This is a genomic window from Neorhizobium galegae (assembly GCF_017877135.1).
Lineage (GTDB): Bacteria > Pseudomonadota > Alphaproteobacteria > Rhizobiales > Rhizobiaceae > Neorhizobium > Neorhizobium galegae_A.
This window is the reverse complement of the sequence record NZ_JAGIPH010000006.1, coordinates 14317-34319: the sequence shown is the minus strand read 5'-3', so window position 1 is coordinate 34319 and position 20003 is coordinate 14317. Positions and strand designations below refer to the sequence as shown.

14 protein-coding genes are annotated in these 20003 nt (G+C 61.8%); 11 read left to right on the top strand and 3 right to left on the bottom strand.

The features are described from left to right. Positions 1-52: 52 nt before the first annotated feature. Both fhuF and J2858_RS17265 read right to left on the bottom strand, forming a co-directional pair. Positions 53-871 carry a siderophore-iron reductase FhuF gene (fhuF, locus tag J2858_RS17270; protein WP_210106087.1) on the bottom strand — a complete coding sequence of 273 codons (819 nt, stop codon included), beginning with the start codon at positions 869-871 and terminating at the stop codon, positions 53-55. Positions 872-882: 11 nt separating this feature from the next. Further along, the gene (locus J2858_RS17265) at positions 883-3024 is read right to left on the bottom strand and encodes a TonB-dependent siderophore receptor (RefSeq protein WP_432443371.1); all 2142 of its coding nucleotides are present in this window, start codon (positions 3022-3024) and stop codon (positions 883-885) included. 475 nt (positions 3025-3499) lie between these two features. Between J2858_RS17265 and repA the strand changes: the two genes are divergently transcribed. The 3 genes from repA (at position 3500) to repC (ending at position 7614) form a co-directional block, all read left to right on the top strand. Next, complete coding sequence (gene repA / locus J2858_RS17260) at positions 3500-4768, top strand: plasmid partitioning protein RepA (protein WP_210106086.1); 1269 nt, start codon at positions 3500-3502, stop codon at positions 4766-4768. 33 nt (positions 4769-4801) lie between these two features. Beyond that, complete coding sequence (gene repB / locus J2858_RS17255) at positions 4802-5950, top strand: plasmid partitioning protein RepB (RefSeq protein WP_210106085.1); 1149 nt, start codon at positions 4802-4804, stop codon at positions 5948-5950. Between the two features lie 386 nt (positions 5951-6336). Further along, positions 6337-7614, top strand: coding sequence for a plasmid replication protein RepC (gene repC / locus J2858_RS17250; protein ID WP_210106084.1), 1278 nt, complete (start codon positions 6337-6339; stop codon positions 7612-7614). 68 nt (positions 7615-7682) lie between these two features. Here repC and J2858_RS17245 read toward each other — a convergent pair whose 3' ends face one another. Then, positions 7683-9188: a globin-coupled sensor protein gene (locus J2858_RS17245; protein WP_210106083.1), complete on the bottom strand. Its 1506-nt coding sequence runs from the start codon at positions 9186-9188 to the stop codon at positions 7683-7685. Between the two features lie 254 nt (positions 9189-9442). Between J2858_RS17245 and J2858_RS17240 the strand changes: the two genes are divergently transcribed. The 8 genes from J2858_RS17240 (at position 9443) to J2858_RS17205 (ending at position 19960) form a co-directional block, all read left to right on the top strand. Continuing rightward, the gene (locus tag J2858_RS17240) at positions 9443-10174 is read left to right on the top strand and encodes a helix-turn-helix transcriptional regulator (protein WP_210106082.1); all 732 of its coding nucleotides are present in this window, start codon (positions 9443-9445) and stop codon (positions 10172-10174) included. A 289-nt stretch (positions 10175-10463) separates the two neighbouring features. Next, positions 10464-12173: a methyl-accepting chemotaxis protein gene (locus tag J2858_RS17235; protein WP_245366508.1), complete on the top strand. Its 1710-nt coding sequence runs from the start codon at positions 10464-10466 to the stop codon at positions 12171-12173. Positions 12174-12500: 327 nt separating this feature from the next. After that, complete coding sequence (locus J2858_RS17230) at positions 12501-14702, top strand: ATP-binding protein (RefSeq protein WP_210106081.1); 2202 nt, start codon at positions 12501-12503, stop codon at positions 14700-14702. Next, entirely contained in the window at positions 14695-15153 is a 459-nt protein-coding gene (locus J2858_RS17225; protein ID WP_210106080.1) for a response regulator, read from the top strand. The genes J2858_RS17230 and J2858_RS17225 overlap by 8 nt, the downstream gene beginning before the upstream one ends. Then, positions 15140-16216: a sensor histidine kinase gene (locus J2858_RS17220; RefSeq protein ID WP_210106079.1), complete on the top strand. Its 1077-nt coding sequence runs from the start codon at positions 15140-15142 to the stop codon at positions 16214-16216. The genes J2858_RS17225 and J2858_RS17220 overlap by 14 nt, the downstream gene beginning before the upstream one ends. A 371-nt stretch (positions 16217-16587) precedes the next feature. Next, a complete protein-coding gene (gmd, locus tag J2858_RS17215; RefSeq protein WP_210106078.1) occupies positions 16588-17730 on the top strand; it encodes a GDP-mannose 4,6-dehydratase in 1143 nt (380 codons plus the stop codon). Between the two features lie 2 nt (positions 17731-17732). Next, positions 17733-18695 (top strand): GDP-L-fucose synthase, encoded by a 963-nt coding sequence (gene fcl / locus J2858_RS17210; protein ID WP_281067745.1) that lies wholly within the window; start codon positions 17733-17735, stop codon positions 18693-18695. Next, complete coding sequence (locus tag J2858_RS17205) at positions 18692-19960, top strand: WcaI family glycosyltransferase (RefSeq protein ID WP_210106077.1); 1269 nt, start codon at positions 18692-18694, stop codon at positions 19958-19960. Before fcl ends, J2858_RS17205 begins: the two co-directional genes overlap by 4 nt. Positions 19961-20003 lie beyond the last annotated feature (43 nt).

The window sequence follows — 20003 nt, the reverse complement described above, 5'->3', positions numbered from 1 at the left end:
AGGCGTCGCAGCGGCGGGGTGAGCTGAATACAGAAACGGGGCCGGGGAAAAATCAGGGGCCGGTCGCGCGCCCTTCCGGCACCGGGCAGATCGCGCCGCAGCCGCCGACGCCCTTCACCGCATAGCGCAGGCAACAGATGCGCCGGTTGCCGCAATATTCGCCCTTCTCGGTCAAGGCGACGGTCACGAGCCGCGCCAGCGGATTTCGCCAGCCGTCCGGCCAGGCCTGGCTTTCCGTGATCAGCCGGCCCTCGTCGCCAAGCGGGGAGCCCGCCTGCTGTCCGATCTCGTGGATGATCCAGGAGAGATAGGCGGACGTGTTGGTCCAGAAGGTTTTGCGGCCAAGGCCGGTATGGGCGGCAAGCTGCGTGAACAGCGGATCGAAATGATGGCGGATGACGGGCGCCATGCCCGCATAGACATCCGCCTGCGCATCGACATGGCCGGCATGCGGCAGGAGAAAGCCGCGCGGCGTGCCGCTCTGGCGGTCGATGATGAGGCTCGCCTCGTCAAGCGACAGCGGCAGCACGCGGCGCAGTTCCAGAAAGGTGATGGCCGCCCCGATCACGAGGTTTGCGCAGTAAAACAGCGACCAGAGCGAAACAAGCGCCCGACGGTCGGTGTCGGGCGCATGGTTTTGGGCATAGCGGTCGATGAGGGTGTCGAAGGTGCCAGGGTCCGTCAGGCTGGCGCAGGGCACGATATCGGCATCCGCAGGCGCCTCGAGCAGAAGGCGGCCGCGGCAATAGGCGGCATAGCGCTTGCCCGTTGCCGCAACCACCAGATCGCCGATATCGGTGACGGGTGCGCAGCCGTCGTCCAGCGTCTGCGCGTCCGTCACCTCTTTCGCCTTTGTCGTGCCCTGCTGCACTCTTAAGCCCCTTACCAGGTGTATTTCACCGTGCCGAGGACGCTGCGCCGGTCGCCGTAGAAGCAGTTGCCGTAGTAGCAGGTGGTCTCGTATTCCTTGTCGAACAGGTTCTTCGCCGTCACCTGCAGGCTCAGATTGTCGGTGACCTTGTAGAGCGCCGATAGATCAAACAGCGTATAGCCGGACACTTTGGTGGTGTTTGCGTTGTCGCCGTAGCTCTGGCCGACATAGCGCACGCCGCCGCCAAGCGTCAGGTCGCCGCGCTTGCCGTCGCCGGGCAGCGTGTAGGAGAGCCAGGCGGAGGCCAGATGATCCGGCACGCGTTCGGGCCGGTTGCCGACATTTGCGCCGCCCTCGCCCCGGGTGATTTCGGCATCCCAGTAGGAATAGGCAAGCGTTGCTGACCAGTGGTCGGTGAGCGCGAACTTGCCTTCCAGCTCGATCCCGCGCACGCGCACCTCGCCGATCTGCACCTGGACGCTGGGGTTGACGGTGCTTGGCACATTGGTCTGCGTCAGGTCGAAATAGGCGAGCGTAAAGAGGCCGTCAAAGCCCTCCGGCTGGTATTTCACGCCCACTTCATACTGTTCGCCTTCCTGCGGCTTCAGGCTGACGCTTGCGCCGTAATTGACTGTCGGCGTCACCAGCGGCTGGAAGGAGGTGGAGTAATTGGCATAGGCGGCAAATTCCGGCGTGACCTTGTAGGTGAGCCCGATGCGCTTGGTAAACTTGCTGTCGGTATTGTCGTCCTGCGTGCCCGTGAGAAGGTAATCCGCCTTGGTGTTGACGTGGTCCCAGCGGCCGCCGAGCGTCAGGATCCACTTGTCGTCGAGTGTCAGCTGTTCCTGCGCGTAAAGGCCGAGCGCCTTCTGCTTCACCTTCCAGTCGACATAAGGTCCAAGATTGATGCAGGAGAGGCCGCAATAGACGGGATTATAGATGTCGAGCGGGCCGGCAGTGCCGATAAGGATGTTCTCGTGCGTGTCGTCATAGGCGTAATCGAGGCCGATCAGCGTCTTGCTCTCGTATCGCTCGCCGCTCATGTCGTATTGCAGCTGGTTGTCGATCGCATAGCGATCGGCCACGCCGTCGACCGAAAAGGCGCTGCGGCTCGCCGCCGGATTGGTGGAGGCGCCGTAGACGTCCGCATAGTCGAGGCTGACATGGGTGTAGCGAGCCGTCTGGCGGAACGTCAGGCCCTCCGCCAGTTCGTGGCTGAAGATATAGCCGACATCCTTCTGGATGGTATTGAAGTGGTTGAAATCCGGCTCGCCGAGGAAGGTGTCGATATCGATGTTGGATCCTTGCGGGATGCCGCGGGCGGTCGACGAATCGCGCTTGCTGTAATCGGTGAGGATGGTCAGCGACGTGCCGGCATCCGGGCTGATGGTCAGCGCCGGCGCAATGTAGAGCCGGTCGTCATTGGTATAGTCCATGCCGAGATCGGCATTCTGCCACTTGGCCGTCAGGCGATAGGAAAAGACACCGTCCTTGTCGATCGGGCCGCCGAAATCCGTCCCGGTTTCCAGGTGGCCATCGCCGAAGGTTGTGTAAAGCTCGGCATGGGCTTCATCCTGCGGCTGTTTGGTGACGGCATTGATCAGGCCGCCGGGGCTGTTCAGGCCAAACAGGCTTGAGGTAGAGCCCTTCAGCACCTCGACGCGCTCCTGCCCATAGGGCTCGATGCGCTGGGCGGTGTACCAGGCCGGCACGCGGGCCGAAAGCCCGTCGCGATAGGTGCCGAGCGTCGTGCCGTCGAAACCGCGAATGCGGAAATAGTCGTAGCGCGAATCGGAGCCGAATTCGTTGACGGAAACGCCGGCGGTATAGGCGATCACATCCTGCACATTCTGGGCGTCGCGGGCGCGGAATTCCTTGGCGGTGACGACCGAGACGGAGGCTGGCACGTCAATCAGCGGCGCATCGGTCTTGGAGCCGACGCGTGCCTGCTTGGCAACGATCGAGCGGTCGGTCTGGCCTTCGCGGGCCGAACCTTGCACCAGCACCGGCGCAAGCACAGTTCCGTTTGCGCTGTCGTTTGCTGCGTCCTGAGCGGTCGCGCCGGTTGCGGCAGCCATCAGGCCAAGCGCTGCCACGCTGGCGCAAAGTGCGGCGCGACGACTATAAGAGCGGTCAAACGGCTGTGCCTTCATTGACGGCGAGACGGCTCGCTGTCCGGATAATCCTGCGATCATCGTCATACATTCCCCTGTCACATCCGCTGGTTTTGTCCCCCGCGGGTACTGCGGCGTGAAAATATAAACATGCAAACATGAGTCAACTTTAAAGTTGATGGATTCAGTCATATTCCAGGGGCTGTGGCCGGGGAGTGGCGTTCGGTCGAAAACGGGTGTCGGCGTCAAGTGGTTAATTCACGTTAACCAAAAAAAACTTGACGCGACTCTCTGACTGCATCAAGCCTGTAACGGCGAGAAGGCGGATATGAGGTCTTTCAGCGTTAGAGGGTTTCCCCTCTGTTAGCGATCGAGACGGGCGTATAAGATCACCAGACAGAATCGTCTCCGCCTGACGCGGGGAAGTGTCATCCGGTCTTTCAGATTGCAGGGCAGTCTCTGGAAGGCAAGAGGGCAGGGGCTGCCGCACAGCGGCGGATTGACGGAGAAAAGCATGGCGTCCACGGCGCGCGACACGGCAAAGACAAAGACGGCAGGCGGGCTCGAGGAGACGCGTCAGCCCGCTGACGTGACGATCGCCGCCGATGCGCAGGCGCTGTCGGAGCAGCTGAAGGCCATGCGCGAGCGGCTGTTTCCGCCGGCCGCCTCCAAGACGCTGCGCGCCTTTTCGTCCGGCGAGGCTGCGAAACTGATCGGCGTCTCGGATGGCTATCTGCGCCAGCTGTCGCTGGCAGGCGAGGGCCCGCAGCCGGAGACGGGCGCCGGCGGGCGCCGCTTCTATTCGCTGTCCGACATCAATGCGCTGCGGCTCTATCTGTCGGAACAGGCGATTTCCAAGGGCAATCTGCAAAAGGCCCGCACCTATCTGCCAAGACGCGACGCAGCCCGCGGCGAGCATCTGCAGGTCATTTCCGTCACCAATTTCAAGGGCGGCTCGGGCAAGACCACGTCGGCCGTGCATCTGGCGCAATATCTGGCGCTGTCGGGCCATCGGGTTCTCGCCGTCGATCTCGATCCGCAGGCGTCGCTTTCGGCGCTCTTCGGCTATCAGCCGGAGCTCGACCTCACCGGCAATGACACGCTCTACGGCGCCATCCGCTATGATGGCGCGGCACGACCCCTGTCGGACGTCATCCGCAAAACCTATTTTCCCGGCCTCGATCTGGTGCCCGGCAATATCGAGCTGCAGGAATTCGAGCACGAGACGCCGCAGGCTCTTTCGCGCCGCCAGGGCGGCGAAGAAAACGGTCCGGTGTTTTTCGCCCGCATCCAGGCCGCCCTCCAGACGGTGGAGGACGACTATGATGTCGTCGTCATCGATTGCCCGCCGCAGCTTGGCTATCTGACGCTGTCGGCGCTCTGCGCCTCCTCCTCGGTTCTGGTGACCGTGCATCCGCAGATGCTCGATGTCGCCTCGATGAACCAGTTTCTGTTCATGACCTCCGATCTTCTGTCGGTGGTGCGCGAAGCCGGCGGCACGCTTAATTTCGACTTCCTGCGCTATCTCGTCACCCGTTACGAGACGAATGACGGTCCGCAGGCGCAGATCGTCGGCTTCATGCGCTCGCTGTTTGGCGATCGGGTGCTGACCTCGCCGATGGTGAAGTCCACCGCCGTTTCGGATGCGGGGCTGACCAAGCAAACGCTTTACGAGGTCGGCCGCGAAAACTTCACCCGCGCCACCTACGACCGGGCGCTGGAAGCGATGAACGCCGTCAATGGCGAGGTCGAGACACTGATTCATTCGTCCTGGGGCTGGTGACCGCGGGATGGCGAGACGGAAAGGCATGATGTGATGGCTGGCAGCCGCAAGAACGAGTTGAAGGCCCTGTTCGGGGGCGGGCTTGCGCCCGCGCCGCAGGGCACGCCTCAACCCGCGGGACCGGCATCCGGTAACGGGGCCGGCACGGGGCAGGGCAAGGGCAAGGGCGATAAGGGGGCACCGGACGCGCCGTCTCCAACGACAACGCCCGAGGCCGCACGGCTGCCGGCTTCGCCGTCGCTGCTGTCAGGGCGCAGCGCATCGGGGGCCGTGAAGGCCATGGGCCTCTCGCTCGGCTCTATGTCGCGCGATGCCGATGAGGTGCGCGCGCTGCGCCAGGCGCTGTCGGAGGGCGAGCGGGTGATTTCGGTCGCGACCGACCGCATCGAGGCCTCCTTCGTGGAGGACCGGCTGCGGCTGGAAGACCGCGACGACGAGGATTTTGCAAGCCTCGTGGAGAGCATGCGCGACAGCGGCCAGCAGGTGCCGGTTCTGCTGCGCCCGCATCCGACCCACGAGGGCCGCTACCAGACCGCCTATGGGCACCGCCGCATCCGCGCCGCCGCCCGCCTCGGCATCGAGGTGAAGGCGGTGGTGCGGGCGCTCACCGATGATGAGCTGGTTCTGGCGCAGGGCAAGGAAAATGCCGAGCGCCGCAACCTCTCCTTCATCGAACGCGCGGTCTTTGCCCGCAATCTGGCCGCCCGCGGCTTTGACCGCAAGGTGATCGGTGAAGCGCTGTCGGTGCAGAAAAGCGAGCTGTCGCGCCTGATGCAGGTGGTGGACAGCGTGCCGGAAAAATACATCCGCCTCATTGGTGCCGCGCCGAAGGCCGGACGCGACCGCTGGATGAAGCTTGGCGAATTGCTGCGCGAACCCGAGCGCCAGACGGTGGCGGACGGGGAAGTTTCACAGCGGAATTTTCTCTTAAGTGATAGCGACCAGCGGTTTCAAACGCTCTTTGCAGCGCTTGCCGCAGGCCCGCGCAAGGCTGCCGCTCCAGCAGCTGAACCCCTCGAGCTGAAGGACGCGCAAGGCGTTGTTTTTGCACGCCTTCGCCGCGACGGAAAGGCACCGAGGATCGAATTTCAGGGGACCGTGGACGATGCCTTCTTGACCGAGGCCGCGGCCCTTTTGAGTGAAAGATACCAGGAGTTTCTGGCAGCCCGAAAGACCGGCTGAGCGGAAACGACAACAGAGTTCGTCCCCAGGTGCTGATCTGGTGGCATACTACCTGCAGAAACCCTGCGGCCATTCCGGTCGGGAGGGGTGCGTCGTGCAGGATGTGAAAGCGTGAAGGCACAGACAAAGCGTCTGAAGAACGATGGTCTGTGCACAATCCGGCCTTGCTGCCGGGCGACCGACGAAGCTTGAAAGGACGAAACGAGAGCAAGAAAAAAAGGCCCCCAAAACGTTACCATTTCGGAAGCCCTCTTCAATGTAGCAATTCAAGAGAATCACTTCCACGCGTCAAAGTCAAGAGTCGGCGGCTGCAATGCTGTTTCCGACCGTGGATTTTGTTGCCTACGGTGTCGTTTTAGGCCGCTTGCCTCCTGACGGAGAGGAACATGGCCGAAAGATTGGCAACGACGCCGTTTGGCGGCGCGCCTTTGCGCGCAAAAAATTTCGCTCGGATGACGCAGGTCGAAGGGCAACAGAAGAAGCTGCGCGATGGTGGCGGCGGCAACGAAACGGGCACGGCCGAAAAGTGGCAGCTGATCCGCGCACTGACCGAGGCTCGCGATGTCTACGGTCTCTCCGACCGGTCGATTGCGGTGCTCGAGGCGCTTTTGAGCTTTCACCCGGAACGTCAGCTGGATGGCCGGTCGCCGATCATCGTCTTTCCCTCCAATGCAGAGCTTTCGCTGCGCTGCCGCGGCATGTCCGCCCCGACGCTGCGCCGGCATCTCGCGGCGCTCGTCGATGCAGGACTGATCTTTCGGCGCGACAGCCCGAACGGCAAGCGCTTTTGCCAGCGCGACGAGCGCGGCGTGGTGGAAAACGCCTTCGGCTTTGATCTCGCACCGCTCGCGCTCGCCGGCGACGAGATCGCAGCCCATGCGGAAGCCGCACGCGATCTGGCGCGGCGGATCGCGCGTGTGCGGGCGGAAATCAGCCTGCATCTGCGGGACATCGCAAAGACCATCGAGGCGGCGCTCTCTGAGGCGCGGCGTGGCGACTGGCAGGATTTTGTGCTGAGGCTCGCGAGCCTGTCGGGCAGGGTTGCCCGCAATGGCGCGCTCAGTGACCACCTGAACCGGGCATCCGAGCTTCTGCGGCTGCGTGCAGAGGTGGAAAGAGCCTACCTGGACAGTCTTTCAGAACAAGAAATGAGCGCCAATGAGTCCGTTTCTGAGCGCCACATTCAGAATTCAAATACAGATCCATCCTTTGAATTAAAAGGCCACAGACAAAATGAAGGGGTGGAACCGCAGCGCGCTCTCGATCCGTCTCTCTCTGGGATGACGAAGGGCAATGAGGAAGCGACAGGAAGAAAGGCGGATACAGCAGCACCGCCGGCTCCGGAGCGCAAGTCGGTGGGCGTCAGCCTGCGGCACTTCCTCGACTGCTGCCCGCAGATTATCGATTATGCCCGCGACGGCATTCGAAGCTGGAAGGATGTGGTGGCAGCGGCCGAGATCGTGCGCTCCATGCTCGGCATCAGTCCGAGCGCCTGGGCCGAGGCGCGCGCCGCCATGGGCAACATCGAGGCGGCCATCACCCTCTCTGCCATATTCGAGCGGGCGGAGGCCATCCGCTCGCCCGGAGGCTATCTGCGGGATCTGACCCGCAAGGCCGAGCGTGGACGGTTTTCGATCCATCCGATGCTGAAGGCGCTGCAATGAAGCTTTGCTTCACGGCAAACAGTCGGATGAGCAGGCCGCTCCCAGGCGTGAGAACGGCCTGTCACCCGTCAGGCCCGCTTGCGCAGGCGCTGCTCCGTGCTCCGGTGCTGGCTTGAGCCGCTGGTGCGAAAGCGCGACAGAAGCTCGAAGAGACCGGAGGAAATGCCGACAAGATTTTGCGTCGAGGCGTTGGTTTCTTCCATCAGCGCGGCGTTGCGCTGGGTGATCTGGTCCATGCTGCGCATGGCCGCGTTGATTTCGTCGATGCCCGAGGCCTGCTCCTTGGCGGAACGGGCAATGAGGGCAATATGCTCGCTGATCGCGTTCACCCGGTCGCCGATGGTCACCAGCGCCTCGCCGGTGCGGTTGACGAGGCTGACGCCGCGGTTGACATCGTTGGAGGACTGGTCGATCAGCGACTTGATTTCGCGCGCCGCATTGGCCGAACGCTGGGCAAGCTCGCGCACTTCCTGCGCGACGACCGCAAAGCCCTTGCCCTGTTCGCCGGCACGGGCGGCTTCCACGCCGGCATTCAGCGCCAGAAGATTGGTCTGGAAGGCGATATCGTCGATGACGCCGATGATCTGCGTCATTTTGCGCGACGAATTCTCGATTTCGCCCATGGCGCTGATCGCCTGCTGAACCACTTCGCCCGAGCGTACGGTCTCTTCGGCCGATTCCTTGACGATTACCTGCACCTCATTGGTGCGCTGCGCCGAATTGGTGGAAATCGTGGTGATTTCTTCGAGCGCTGCGGCCGTCTGTTCGAGGGCGGAGGCCTGCTGCTCGGTGCGTTTGGCCATATCGTCGGTGGAGGACGAAATGCCGCTGACTTCCGCCCGCACCTGCTCGACGGCCGAGCGGATCTCGCTCATGGCGCCGTCCAGTTCGGAGACGGAGAGATTGTAGTTGGCCTTGATCTTTTCGAACTCCGGTGACAGTGCCTGGTGCACCTCGGCCGTGAGGTCGCGTCCGGCAAGGCCACGCAGCGCCGTATCGAGCGCGTCCAGGGCAACCTGCTGCTCCTCTGTCGCCTTTGCCTTTTCCGCTTCCACCCGCGCCCGTTCGTCGGCCAGCACATCCAGATAGACGGAAATGGCGTAATCCATGTCGAGGAGCGCGGCTTTCACCACGGCGCACAGCTTGTCTTCGGCTGCTTTCGCCTTCTTGTCGACGAAGAAGCCTTTGAGTTCGGAGGCGATGACGGCCTTGATGATGCCTTCGATGATGAGCGCATATCCGCCGATATACCAGCGCGGCTCAAGCCCGAGGCGGGCATGGGTGCGCCCGACGGCTCCTACGGCATCGACGTAATGCTCGTTGAACTCGCCGGATGCGATGGAGTCCCAATGCTTGATCTGGCGGCCCTTGGCATGCGCGATATGGGCCGGATCGGCAAAGAAGCTCGCCGTATGCGGGTGTTTCTTGGCCTTGTCGTAGAAGGCGTCGAGAGCCGGACCGATCGAGGCGGCAATCATCGGACGCAGTGTTGTCAGCGTGCGCCGCTGGGCTTCATCGAGGCCGATAAAGTCCAGGCGTTCTTTCAGTTGTTGAGTTTTCGCATGTGCCGACATCAAGTTCTCCAGGGGCAAGATCAGTGCATAAGCATGATCGAATGTACCCGCGGAATACTTAATGTCGTCTTAGCGATAGGTGAGACCTTTTCGGGTGCAATCGGGATGCGCATACAATAGTATGGTTGTCTTCCCCAGACGCTCTCCCCATAAATCTGTCTATGTGTCAGAATGCGAATCACACGATTTGCCCTGTGCCGCTCTCTTTTTATTCATGTCTCGATCCTTAAGGTCGAGAAAGCCCAGATTGTCCTATGCTGACCAGACCCATGTTCCGACGCCTCGACGAACTCGATCAATATGTTGACCTTGCCTCCGTCCCCCGCCATCGCTTCATCCAGGGCCATCCGTTCATCGAACGCCTGCGCCGGGCGGTGCCTTTCGACTTTGTGATGGTGAGCGGGCTTGATATCGACAAGTTCCGTTTTGGAACGGCGCAGTCGATCGACACCGACTTTCCCCCGGCCTTTCTGGAGGCCTATTACGAGGAACGCTATCACCTGGCCGATCCCTTCGTGAAACTCTCCAGCGTGTCGGATGGCGTGGTGATCGAAAGCGAGGTTTTGAAGGATGTCCAACTGCCGGCAAGGCTGACCTACCTTCTCGACACCTTCAACGTCAAAAACCGCACCCTGTTTCCCATTCGCCGGGGCGAGACGACCTATGGCTGCGTCGGCTTTACCCGCACGACGCCGTTCCTGCCGGAGGAAGTGCAGTTCTTTGCCGCCATTGCCGAGGCAACGCATGCCGAGATCACCCGTCCGCTGGTCGAGCGATTTGCCGCCGTCGAGTTGAAGCTGTCGGCCGGCGAACTGATCTGCCTGCGCCTTGCGTCCCGGGGGCTCACCAGCGAGCAGATTGCCCGTGAAAGCGGCTATCAGGTCGATACGGTGAATACCTATATCAAGCACGCCACCCGCAAGATCGGCGCGAGCAACCGCACGCAGGCCATCGCCGAAGGCATCCGTCGCCGCCTGATCGACTAGCGGCGGACAGGCGGCATTCCGGGACGCAAGACAGAGTCCCGGGGTTGCCCTAAGGGCGGTTTGAACCCACCCTGGTCGGGCGCCTCGTTCGTCGGTCCTAATTTACGCATTGGTAATTTCGGAAGCCTACATAATGGAGCGGTAGCGGCTGTGTTCCGGCCGCCCCGGGCATGAAGCCCAGCACCCACACTTTCCCGATGCATTTCCAGTCCTGCCCTCTCTTCGCAGACGCAGTCTTCCGATGCGGACGATGCGGTGCAAGCTGCGGCAGGCCGGATGGAGACCCCTGATGCCGCTGCCCAACCTGTTGTCATCTGATGCCCATCGCGTTCTGGAGGCCATGAGCCGTTCGTTTGCAGTGATCGAATTCGATCCCTCCGGCAAGATCCTCTCCGCCAACGAAAATTTCTGCACCGCGCTCGGCTATCGGGCCGACGAGATCATCGGTCGGCACCATAGCCTCTTCGTCGACCCCGCCGAGGCGAGCAGTGACGCCTACCGGCAGTTCTGGGCGGGGCTTGCCGCCGGGCGCTTCGACCAGCGCCAGTACAAGCGCATTGCCAAGGGCGGCCGCGAGATCTGGATCGAGGCTTCCTACAACCCGATCGTGAAGAACGGCCGGGTCTACAAGGTGGTGAAATTTGCAACCGACATTACCGCCATCAAGCTGGCGGCGGCCGAAAATGCCGGCAAGCTCGCCGCCCTGTCGCGCGCCCAGGCGGTCATCGAGTTCACGCCGGACGGAAAGATCCTTGCTGCAAACGAAAACTTCCTGTCGGCCATGGGCTATGAACTGCCGGATATCGTCGGGCGCCATCATTCCATGTTCTGCGACCAGCGCTTTGTCGAGACACCGGAATATCGCAAACTGTGGCAGGACGTGAAAAGCGGCGCTTTCGTCGGCGGCGAGTTCATGCGACTGGCCCGCGGCGGCACGCCGGTTTACATCCAGGCCTCCTACAATCCCATCATCGACATGGACGGCAAGGTCTTCAAGGTGGTGAAATTCGCAACCGACGTGACGGCCCGCGTCAACAATGTCGAAACGCTCGGCGCCTGCCTCAAGGGCATGGCGGGCGGCGATCTGTCGTCCCGCATCGACCAGCCTTTCATAGCCTCGCTGGAGCCGCTGCGCGTCGACTATAATGAGGCCTGTGCCCGGCTTCGCGATGCCCTGTCGGCGGTGTCGCGCAATGCGGCAGCCATTGCTGCCGGCGCCGATGAGGTGCATGGCGCCGTCGATGCCCTTTCGCGCCGCACAGAACAGCAGGCGACCTCCGTTGAGGAGGCCGTCGCAGCCCTTGGGCAGATTACGACGACGGTCGGCGATTCCAGCAGGCGCGCCCAGGAGGCGGGCGTTCTTGTGGAGAGTACCCGCAGCGAAGCGGAACAATCCGGCCTCGTCGTGCGCCAGGCCATCGATGCCATGGGCCTGATTGCCGCCTCTTCCGGAGAGATTTCCTCGATTATCGGCGTGATCGATGAAATTGCCTTCCAGACCAATCTTCTGGCGCTGAATGCCGGCGTGGAAGCCGCTCGTGCGGGGGAGGCCGGCAAGGGTTTTGCGGTGGTCGCCCAGGAAGTGCGCGAGCTTGCGCAGCGCTCGGCAAAGGCTGCCAAGGAGATCAAGAGCCTCATCAATACCTCGGCCGGCCAGGTGCAGAAGGGCGTCGAACTGGTGGCGCAGACCGGGGACGCGCTCGAAGAGATCGTGGCGCGCGTGCGCGAGATTTCGTCCAATGTCGCAGCGATCGTCGAGACCTCGCGGGCGCAGTCGACGGGGTTGGGCGAGATCAATCAGGCGGTCAATACCATCGATCTCGGCACACAGCAGAATGCCGCCATGGTGGAGGAATCGAACGCGGCAAGCCATGCCTTGGCACAGGAAGCAAGCGAACTTTTCCAGCTGACATCGCGCTTCCGGCTGGGCAGCGAGGCAGAGGGGGCACGAGACAATCGACCGGCGATGCGCACGGCAGCGGTCGGGGCGCGCCGATAAGCACCGGGCGTCTGACGCCGCTGGATCCGCAGTTCAGCGTCTTTTCGGGAGGGGGTGGGCCGAAGAGGACGCTCCTCTCTCGGGCGCTCCACCCGTTATGCGTAAGTCTTCGGTGCGCGGTTCGCGGGCTGGTCGCAGACATGGCCGTGCCGCGACAGAATCTTGCCAAACTAAATCACCTTCCGGCGTTTACATTCGCCGGCGCGCGACTATGTCTCACGATGAAATCGTCGGCCTCGACGCATCACGCCCTTTCTCCCCGGCAGAACCAGAGCCCGCGGGGGCGGGGCGGCGTGGCAGGCCCTGCATGACAGTCGGAGATCTCTTTTGACCCCATCGGACCTGGATCTGGAAGCCTGCGCGCGTGAGCCGATCCGCGTTCCGGGTGCCATTCAGCCGCATGGCGCGCTCTTCGTGCTGCGCCCGCAGGATCAGGTGGTGATGCAGGTCAGTGCCAATCTTTCGGATTATCTGCAGGATGACGTCGTGCTGGGGCAGTGCCCGTCGGCGGCGCTGGATGCGGCGATCACGGCTTTGCTGAACTGGCATGCCGGCCGTCAGGCCTTTTTCCAGACACGGCTTGCCGGGCAGGGACTGACGCTTCTCGCCCACCGCGCCGGACCGCTCATCGTCTGCGAGGTGGAGCCTGGCGGGCCCGAGCAGATGGACGAGGTGTTTGGCCAGTTGCGCAGCTTCGTCCAGAAACTGTCCGACGAAACCGATATTTCCCGCTCGCTTGTGCTGGTGACGCAGTTCATTGCGGAGCTTACCGGTTTCGACCGGGTTCTGCTTTATCGCTTCGATGATGAGTGGAACGGTCAGGTGGTGGCCGAAAGTGGCAATGGACGTCTGCCATCTTATCTTGGCCTGCGGTTTCCGGCGAGCGATATCCCGGCTCAGGCCCGGGCGCTCTACGCCTCCAACCGCTTGCGCATTATTCCGGATGTGAATTACACGGCCGTGCCGCTGGTGCCGCCGCACAATCCCCAGACCGGCGAGCCGCTTGACATGAGCTTTGCCCAGCTGCGCAGCGTATCGCCGGTGCATCTGGAATATATGCGCAACATGGGCACGGGCGCTTCCATGTCCGTGTCGATCATGATCGACGGTCGGCTGTGGGGATTGATCTCCTGCCACAGCGCCGGCGCCCATACCGTGTCGCATGCGCTGCGCGAAACCTGCGATTTCGCAGCCCAGACGCTTGCGATGCGCATCGGATCGCTGGCGCGCGCCGAGGATGCGGCGCGCCGGGTTGAACTGTCGCAGGTGACGACCCGGCTGCTGTCGGCGATGTCGGCCGAGAACGACTGGCTGGACGGCCTGGTCTCCCAAGGTGAGGGGCTGCTCGAGCAGGTGACGGCCACCGGCGCCTGCGTGATCACGCCGACCGAGCTTCGCAGCTTCGGCATCACGCCCGCAGAAGAGGATTTGCGCCGGCTCGTTTCCTTTCTGGAAGCCCGCCCGGAGGGACGCGACCTGTTTGCGACCCAGTCGCTCGCCGCAGACTATCCGGCAGGCGAAGCCTTTGGCGCCATTGCAAGCGGCGTGCTTGCCATCGGCATATCGGAACTGCATGCGAGCTGGCTGATCTGGTTTCGGCCGGAACTGGTGCGCACGGTGCAATGGGGCGGCAACCCGCACAAGCGGGTGGGCGAAAGCGGCCGCATCCATCCGCGCAAATCCTTCGATGCCTGGCGGGAACTGGTGCGCCTGCAGGCCGAGCCCTGGAACGAGGCCGAGCTTGCGGCGGCTCGCAACCTGCGCGCCGCCATTGTCGGCGTGGTGCTGCGCAAGGCGGAGGAGATGGCGCAGCTTTCGAGCGACCTGCAGCGCTCGAACAAGGAACTGGAAGCCTTTTCCTATTCGGTCTCGCATGATCTTCGCGCACCCTTCCGCCACATCGTCGGTTTTGCCGAGCTGCTGCGCGAGCGCGAAACGACGCTGGACGACAAGTCACGGCATTACCTGCAGACCATTTCGGAAGCGGCCATTTCCGCCGGCCGGCTGGTGGATGACCTGTTGAGCTTTTCCCAGCTCGGCCGCGCCTCAATCGTGCCCAAGCCGATGGACATGAACAAGCTGGTGGCGGATGTCGTCAAATCGGTGACCCTGGACAATGGCGGGCGACGGATCGAGTGGTCGGTATCCGACCTGCCGCCGGCGCTCGGCGACGTCACGCTCATTCGCCAGGTGTGGTTCAACCTCATCGACAACGCCGTCAAATACACCCAGCCGCGGTCGGTTGCGACGATTGCCATCCGCGGCTATGTCCGGGACGACATGACGATCTACAGCGTCTCCGATAATGGCGTTGGTTTCGACATGGCTTATGTCGGCAAGCTGTTCGGCGTGTTCCAACGTCTTCAGCGGGCCGAGGATTTTGAAGGAACGGGCATCGGCCTTGCGCTGGTGCGCCGTATCATTGAACGTCACAATGGAAGCATCGAGGCGGAAGGGGAGGTGGACCAAGGCGCCACCTTCACCTTCTATCTGCCGAACGAGATGAGGAAAGGTCGCGCCATTGCCTGAATTGCGTCCCATATTGCTGGTCGAGGACAGTCCCCGCGATCTCGAGCTGACGCTGGCCGCGCTGGAGAAATGCCAGCTCGCCAATGAAATCGTTATCGCGCGCGATGGTGCCGAAGCCATGGATTATCTGCGGCGCACCGGCACGCACGGCAACCGCATGCAGGGCGATCCGGCCGTCGTGCTTCTCGACCTCAAACTTCCCAAGATGGACGGGCTGGAGGTTCTGGAACAGGTGAAGAGAAGCCCGCAGCTTCGCCATATCCCGATCGTGATGCTCACCTCCTCACGCGAGGAGCAGGATCTGGTGAAGAGCTACGAGCTCGGCGTCAACGCCTTCGTGGTCAAGCCCGTCGAGTTCACCGAATTCTTCAAGGCCATTCAGGACCTCGGCGTCTTCTGGGCGCTGCTCAACGAACCGCCACCGGGAAATCTCCGTAATGCCAAGGTCTGATCACGCTGCCCGAATCCTTCTGCTTGAAGACAGCGCGCTGGATGCCGAACTGATTCGCGAACACCTGGAGCGGATGGAGCCGCTGCCTGCCATTCACCGGGCGGCACGCCGCGCCGATTATGTGGAAGCGCTCTCCACCATGGAGTTCGATGTCATCCTGGCGGATTACTCGCTGCCCGATTTCGACGGCATGGCGGCGCTGGAGCTTGCCCATGAGCGTGTGCCGGAAATCCCCTTCATCTTCGTGTCGGGCGTGCTTGGCGAAGAGGCGGCCATCGAGAGCTTTCGCCGGGGCGCGACCGATTACGTGCTGAAGCAGAGGCTGATCCGGCTTGCGGCAGCCGTTGAGCGGGCGCTGTCGGAAGCGCGCGAACGCGCCGAACGCCGGCGCGTGGAAGAACACCGCGAGCTTCTGGTGCGCGAACTCAGCCACCGCGTGAAGAATACCATGGCGATGGTGATGTCGATCGTGCGGCGCACGGCGCGGACGGCCCATACGATCGACGATTATGTCGAAAACCTTATGGGGCGCCTGCGCGCCATGGCCGACGCCCATGCACTTCTGTTCGAAACCAACTGGAACGAGGCCGACCTCAACGACATGATCGTGCGCACGGCCGCCGCCTACCGGCTGGACGGCGGCCGCATCGAGATGGTGCCCGGACCCTTGACCCTGCTTGACCCGCGCGCGGCACTTTCCGTGTCGCTGGTGCTGAACGAGTTGATGACCAATGCCGTGAAATATGGCGCGCTGAGCAATCATGAGGGCCATGTGCGCATCGGCTGGTCGCAGGAAAAGGACGCAAAGGGTAAACCGATGCTCTTGCTTTCCTGGTGCGAAACCGGCGGGCCTGTGGTCACGCCGCCGCACGACAAGGGGTTCGGCATGACGCTGATCCAGCGCACGATCGAATATGAACTCTTGGGCACCGTGTCGATTTCCTATCCGCAGACCGGCCTGGTCTGCGATATCAGTTTTCCCTTGGAAAGAACCGGCGAACCGATTCTCGGACCTGCCATGGCCGCTGAAGCCCCTGACGGCATCCGGGACGGCCGCGTCTGAGGGCGAACGGCCGGGCCAACCCTCTTCATCGGCTTACGTATTTTCAGACGATTTCGACCTCCCGCGTTCGTCTCAAGGACGCGCGGCAGGGCTGAATTTTGCGCGCCCACTCGGGAGGGCAGTAGCCGCCATTTCATCCGCCGATTGCGTGAAATCCTGGACATGACGATGCTGCGGTTGCCGATGCGCCTATATTGAGCTTTTGCAACACTGGCCGGCCAGTTAACTGCGATAGAAATATATTGTTGCCATGCAGCAAAGCGTACTTTACTAAAATTCGCAGACGATTGGACCAGTAAACAGAATTCGTTTGGGCAAAGCGAACGTGACTTTGACCATCGTTATTGGCATGAATTTTATTCGGGGATGCTATGACCTTTAATGCTGCTGGCAACGGTAAAGTTGCGCTTATCACCGGTGTAACCGGCCAGGATGGTTCCTATCTTGCGGAATTGCTTCTCGAAAAGGGGTATGAAGTCCACGGTATCAAGCGGCGGGCATCCCTCTTCAACACGGCGCGGGTCGATCATATCTACGAAGATCCGCATGTCAGCAATTCGCGCTTCAAACTCCATTACGGCGACCTGTCCGATACGTCGAACCTCACGCGCATCATTCGCGACATCGAGCCGGACGAGGTCTACAACCTCGGTGCCCAGTCGCATGTGGCCGTAAGCTTCGAGGCACCGGAATACACCGCCGATGTCGACGCGATCGGCACGCTTCGCCTGCTGGAGGCGATCCGCTTCCTCGGTCTTGAGAAGAAGGCGCGCTTCTACCAGGCGTCCACGTCGGAGCTTTACGGCCTCGTCCAGGAAATTCCTCAGCGCGAGACGACGCCCTTCTATCCGCGTTCGCCTTATGCCGTCGCCAAGCTTTACGCCTACTGGATCACGGTCAACTACCGCGAAGCCTATGGCATGTATGCCTGCAACGGCGTGCTGTTCAACCACGAGTCACCGCGCCGCGGCGAAACCTTCGTGACGCGCAAGATCACGCGCGGCATGGCCAATATCGCGCTCGGGCTGGAATCCTGCCTGTTCATGGGCAATATCGATTCCCTGCGCGACTGGGGTCATGCCAAGGATTACGTGCGCATGCAGTGGATGATGCTGCAGCAGGACGAGCCAGATGATTTCGTCATCTCCACCGGCCTTCAGTATTCGGTACGCGAATTCATCCAATGGAGCGCCAACGAACTCGGCGTGACGCTGGAGTTTACCGGCTCGGGCGTCGACGAGGTCGCAACCGTCGTTGCCATTACCGGCGATCTGGCGCCGGCGATGAAGGTTGGCGATGTCGTGATGCGGATCGACCCGCGCTATTTCCGCCCGGCGGAAGTGGAAACGCTGCTCGGCAGTTCGGAAAAGGCCAAGCAGAAGCTCGGCTGGGTTCCCGAAATCACCGCGCAGGAGATGTGCGCGGAAATGGTGGCGGAAGATCACAAGTCGGCACGTCGTCATGCGCTTCTGAAGCAGCATGGCCTCAGCCTGCCGGTAAGCCTGGAGGGCTGATCATGGCTTACGACCTGAAGGGCAAGAAGGTCTATGTGGCCGGTCACCGCGGGATGGTCGGTTCGGCGATCGTTCGCCGGCTGGCGTCGGAGGGCTGCGAGGTGCTGACCGCATCGCGCACTGAAGCGGACCTGACGCGTCAGGTCGAGGTCGAAGCCTGGATGGAGAAGAACCGTCCGGACGCCGTCTTCCTTGCCGCTGCAAAGGTCGGCGGCATCCTGGCCAACGACACCTATCCGGCCGATTTTCTCTACGAGAACATGATCCTCGAAGCCAATATCATCCATGCCGCCCACAAGGTCGGCGTGGAAAAGCTTCTGTTCCTCGGGTCTTCCTGCATCTATCCGAAATTTGCGGAGCAGCCGATCACCGAGGATGCGCTGCTGACCGGGCCGCTCGAGCCGACGAATGAATGGTATGCGATCGCCAAGATTGCCGGCATCAAGCTTTGCCAGGCCTATCGCAAGCAGCATGGCCATGATTACATCTCGGCCATGCCGACCAATCTCTATGGTCCCGGCGACAATTTCGACCTGAATTCCAGCCACGTCATGCCGGCTCTGATCCGCAAGGCACATGATGCCAAGACCCAAGGCAAGCCGAACGTAGTGGTCTGGGGCACGGGCACCCCACGCCGCGAATTCCTGCATGTCGACGATTGCGCCGATGCCTGCGTGCATCTGATGAAAACCTATTCGGCCGACACACATGTGAATGTCGGTTATGGCGACGACGTGACCATTCTGGAACTGACGCAGATGGTCTGCCGGGTCGTCGGCTTCGAGGGCGACATCATCAACGATCTGTCGAAGCCCGACGGCACGCCGCGCAAGCTGATGAGCGCCGACAAGCTGCGCGGCCTCGGCTGGACGCCGAAGATCGGCCTCGAAGATGGTATCCGTAGCGCCTATGCGGCCTTTTTGAGCGGCCAGTATGCGGAGCGTCGGCAGGGAACGGCTGCATGACAACGGTTATGCTCGATGGGGAGGAGCTAACGGAGGCTGCCGCGACCGTTTCCCTTACGCGCAAGCGTATCGTTATCTATGGCATGAATTATGCGCCGGAACTGGCCGGCGTGGGAAAATATACCGGCGAGATCGGTGAGTATTTGGCGGCTGAAGGCGCCGATGTCACGGTTGTCACGACACCGCCGCATTATCCCGGTTGGACGGTCCAGCCCGGTTTCCGAAACGCTTATTCCAGGACCATGGAGAACGGCGTGAAGGTCTTGCGCACGCCGCTCCTGTTGCGCGCGAAGATGAAAGGCATCTGGCGGTTGCTGGCGCCCTTGAGCTTTGCCGTCACCTCGGCTCCGGTGGTGTTCTGGCAGATTGTGCGTCATCGGCCTGCGACGGTCTTCTGCGTCGAGCCGACGCTCTTTGCAGCACCCGTAGCACAGCTCGCTGCAAAGCTGGTCGGCGGCAGAACCGTTCTACATGTGCAGGATCTGGAAGTGGATGCCGCCTTTGCCGTGGGCCATCTCGGCGCGCTCGGCTTCCTTAAAAAGCTCGGCTTCGCGTTCGAGCGCTTCACGCTCAAACGTTTCGACAAGATCATCACCATTTCCAATCGCATGGCAGAAAAGCTGGTGGAAAAAGGCGTTGCGGGCGAGGATGTCACCATCGTTCGCAACTGGGTCGATCTCTCCCACATCTATCCGATGACGGAGGAAAGCCCCTACCGCGCCGAACAGGGGTTCACCAAAGACGATTTCGTCGTTCTCTATTCCGGCAATGTCGGTGCAAAGCAGGGGCTCACCGTTCTGCTCGATGCGGCCGAGCAATTGCGCGGCGAGAAGAACATTCACTTCGTGATTGCCGGCGAGGGCCCGCTGAAGGCCGAACTGCAGGCGAGATATGGCACGCTGCCCAATCTGCGCTTTCTTCCGTTCCAGCCCTATGCGCGTCTCAACGAATTTCTCAACATGGCCGACCTGCACGCCCTGCCGCAAGACAGAGGGGTTGCGGATCTTGTTCTTCCGTCGAAAGTTGCAGGGATGCTTGCGAGCGGGAAGCCGATACTGGCGATGGTGGAGAACGGAACAGAATTGGGGCAGTTCCTCAAGGGCGTATCCATTATCCTGCCGCCGGGGAATGTTGATGCCCTGTGCCAGGCAGTGAGAGCTCATATTGAGCATCCGGAACAGCGGCGCAATGCAAATGATATACGAGAGCGGTCAACACATCTTAGTAAAGTAAATATCAAGCTTATAGGCCAATGTTGCATGTAGCCGGGGGTCGAGGAGCGACGGTCATCGCGCGGGTGGCATGCGG

Coding starts and splice junctions, on each gene's coding strand:
- J2858_RS17265 (WP_432443371.1), bottom strand. CDS start 3,024: ATGAAGGCACAGCCGTTTGACCGCTCTTATAGTCGTCGCGCCGCACTT.
- repA (WP_210106086.1), top strand. CDS start 3,500: ATGGCGTCCACGGCGCGCGACACGGCAAAGACAAAGACGGCAGGCGGG.
- repB (WP_210106085.1), top strand. CDS start 4,802: ATGGCTGGCAGCCGCAAGAACGAGTTGAAGGCCCTGTTCGGGGGCGGG.
- repC (WP_210106084.1), top strand. CDS start 6,337: ATGGCCGAAAGATTGGCAACGACGCCGTTTGGCGGCGCGCCTTTGCGC.
- J2858_RS17245 (WP_210106083.1), bottom strand. CDS start 9,188: ATGTCGGCACATGCGAAAACTCAACAACTGAAAGAACGCCTGGACTTT.
- J2858_RS17240 (WP_210106082.1), top strand. CDS start 9,443: ATGCTGACCAGACCCATGTTCCGACGCCTCGACGAACTCGATCAATAT.
- J2858_RS17235 (WP_245366508.1), top strand. CDS start 10,464: ATGCCGCTGCCCAACCTGTTGTCATCTGATGCCCATCGCGTTCTGGAG.
- J2858_RS17220 (WP_210106079.1), top strand. CDS start 15,140: ATGCCAAGGTCTGATCACGCTGCCCGAATCCTTCTGCTTGAAGACAGC.
- gmd (WP_210106078.1), top strand. CDS start 16,588: ATGACCTTTAATGCTGCTGGCAACGGTAAAGTTGCGCTTATCACCGGT.
- fcl (WP_281067745.1), top strand. CDS start 17,733: ATGGCTTACGACCTGAAGGGCAAGAAGGTCTATGTGGCCGGTCACCGC.
- J2858_RS17205 (WP_210106077.1), top strand. CDS start 18,692: ATGACAACGGTTATGCTCGATGGGGAGGAGCTAACGGAGGCTGCCGCG.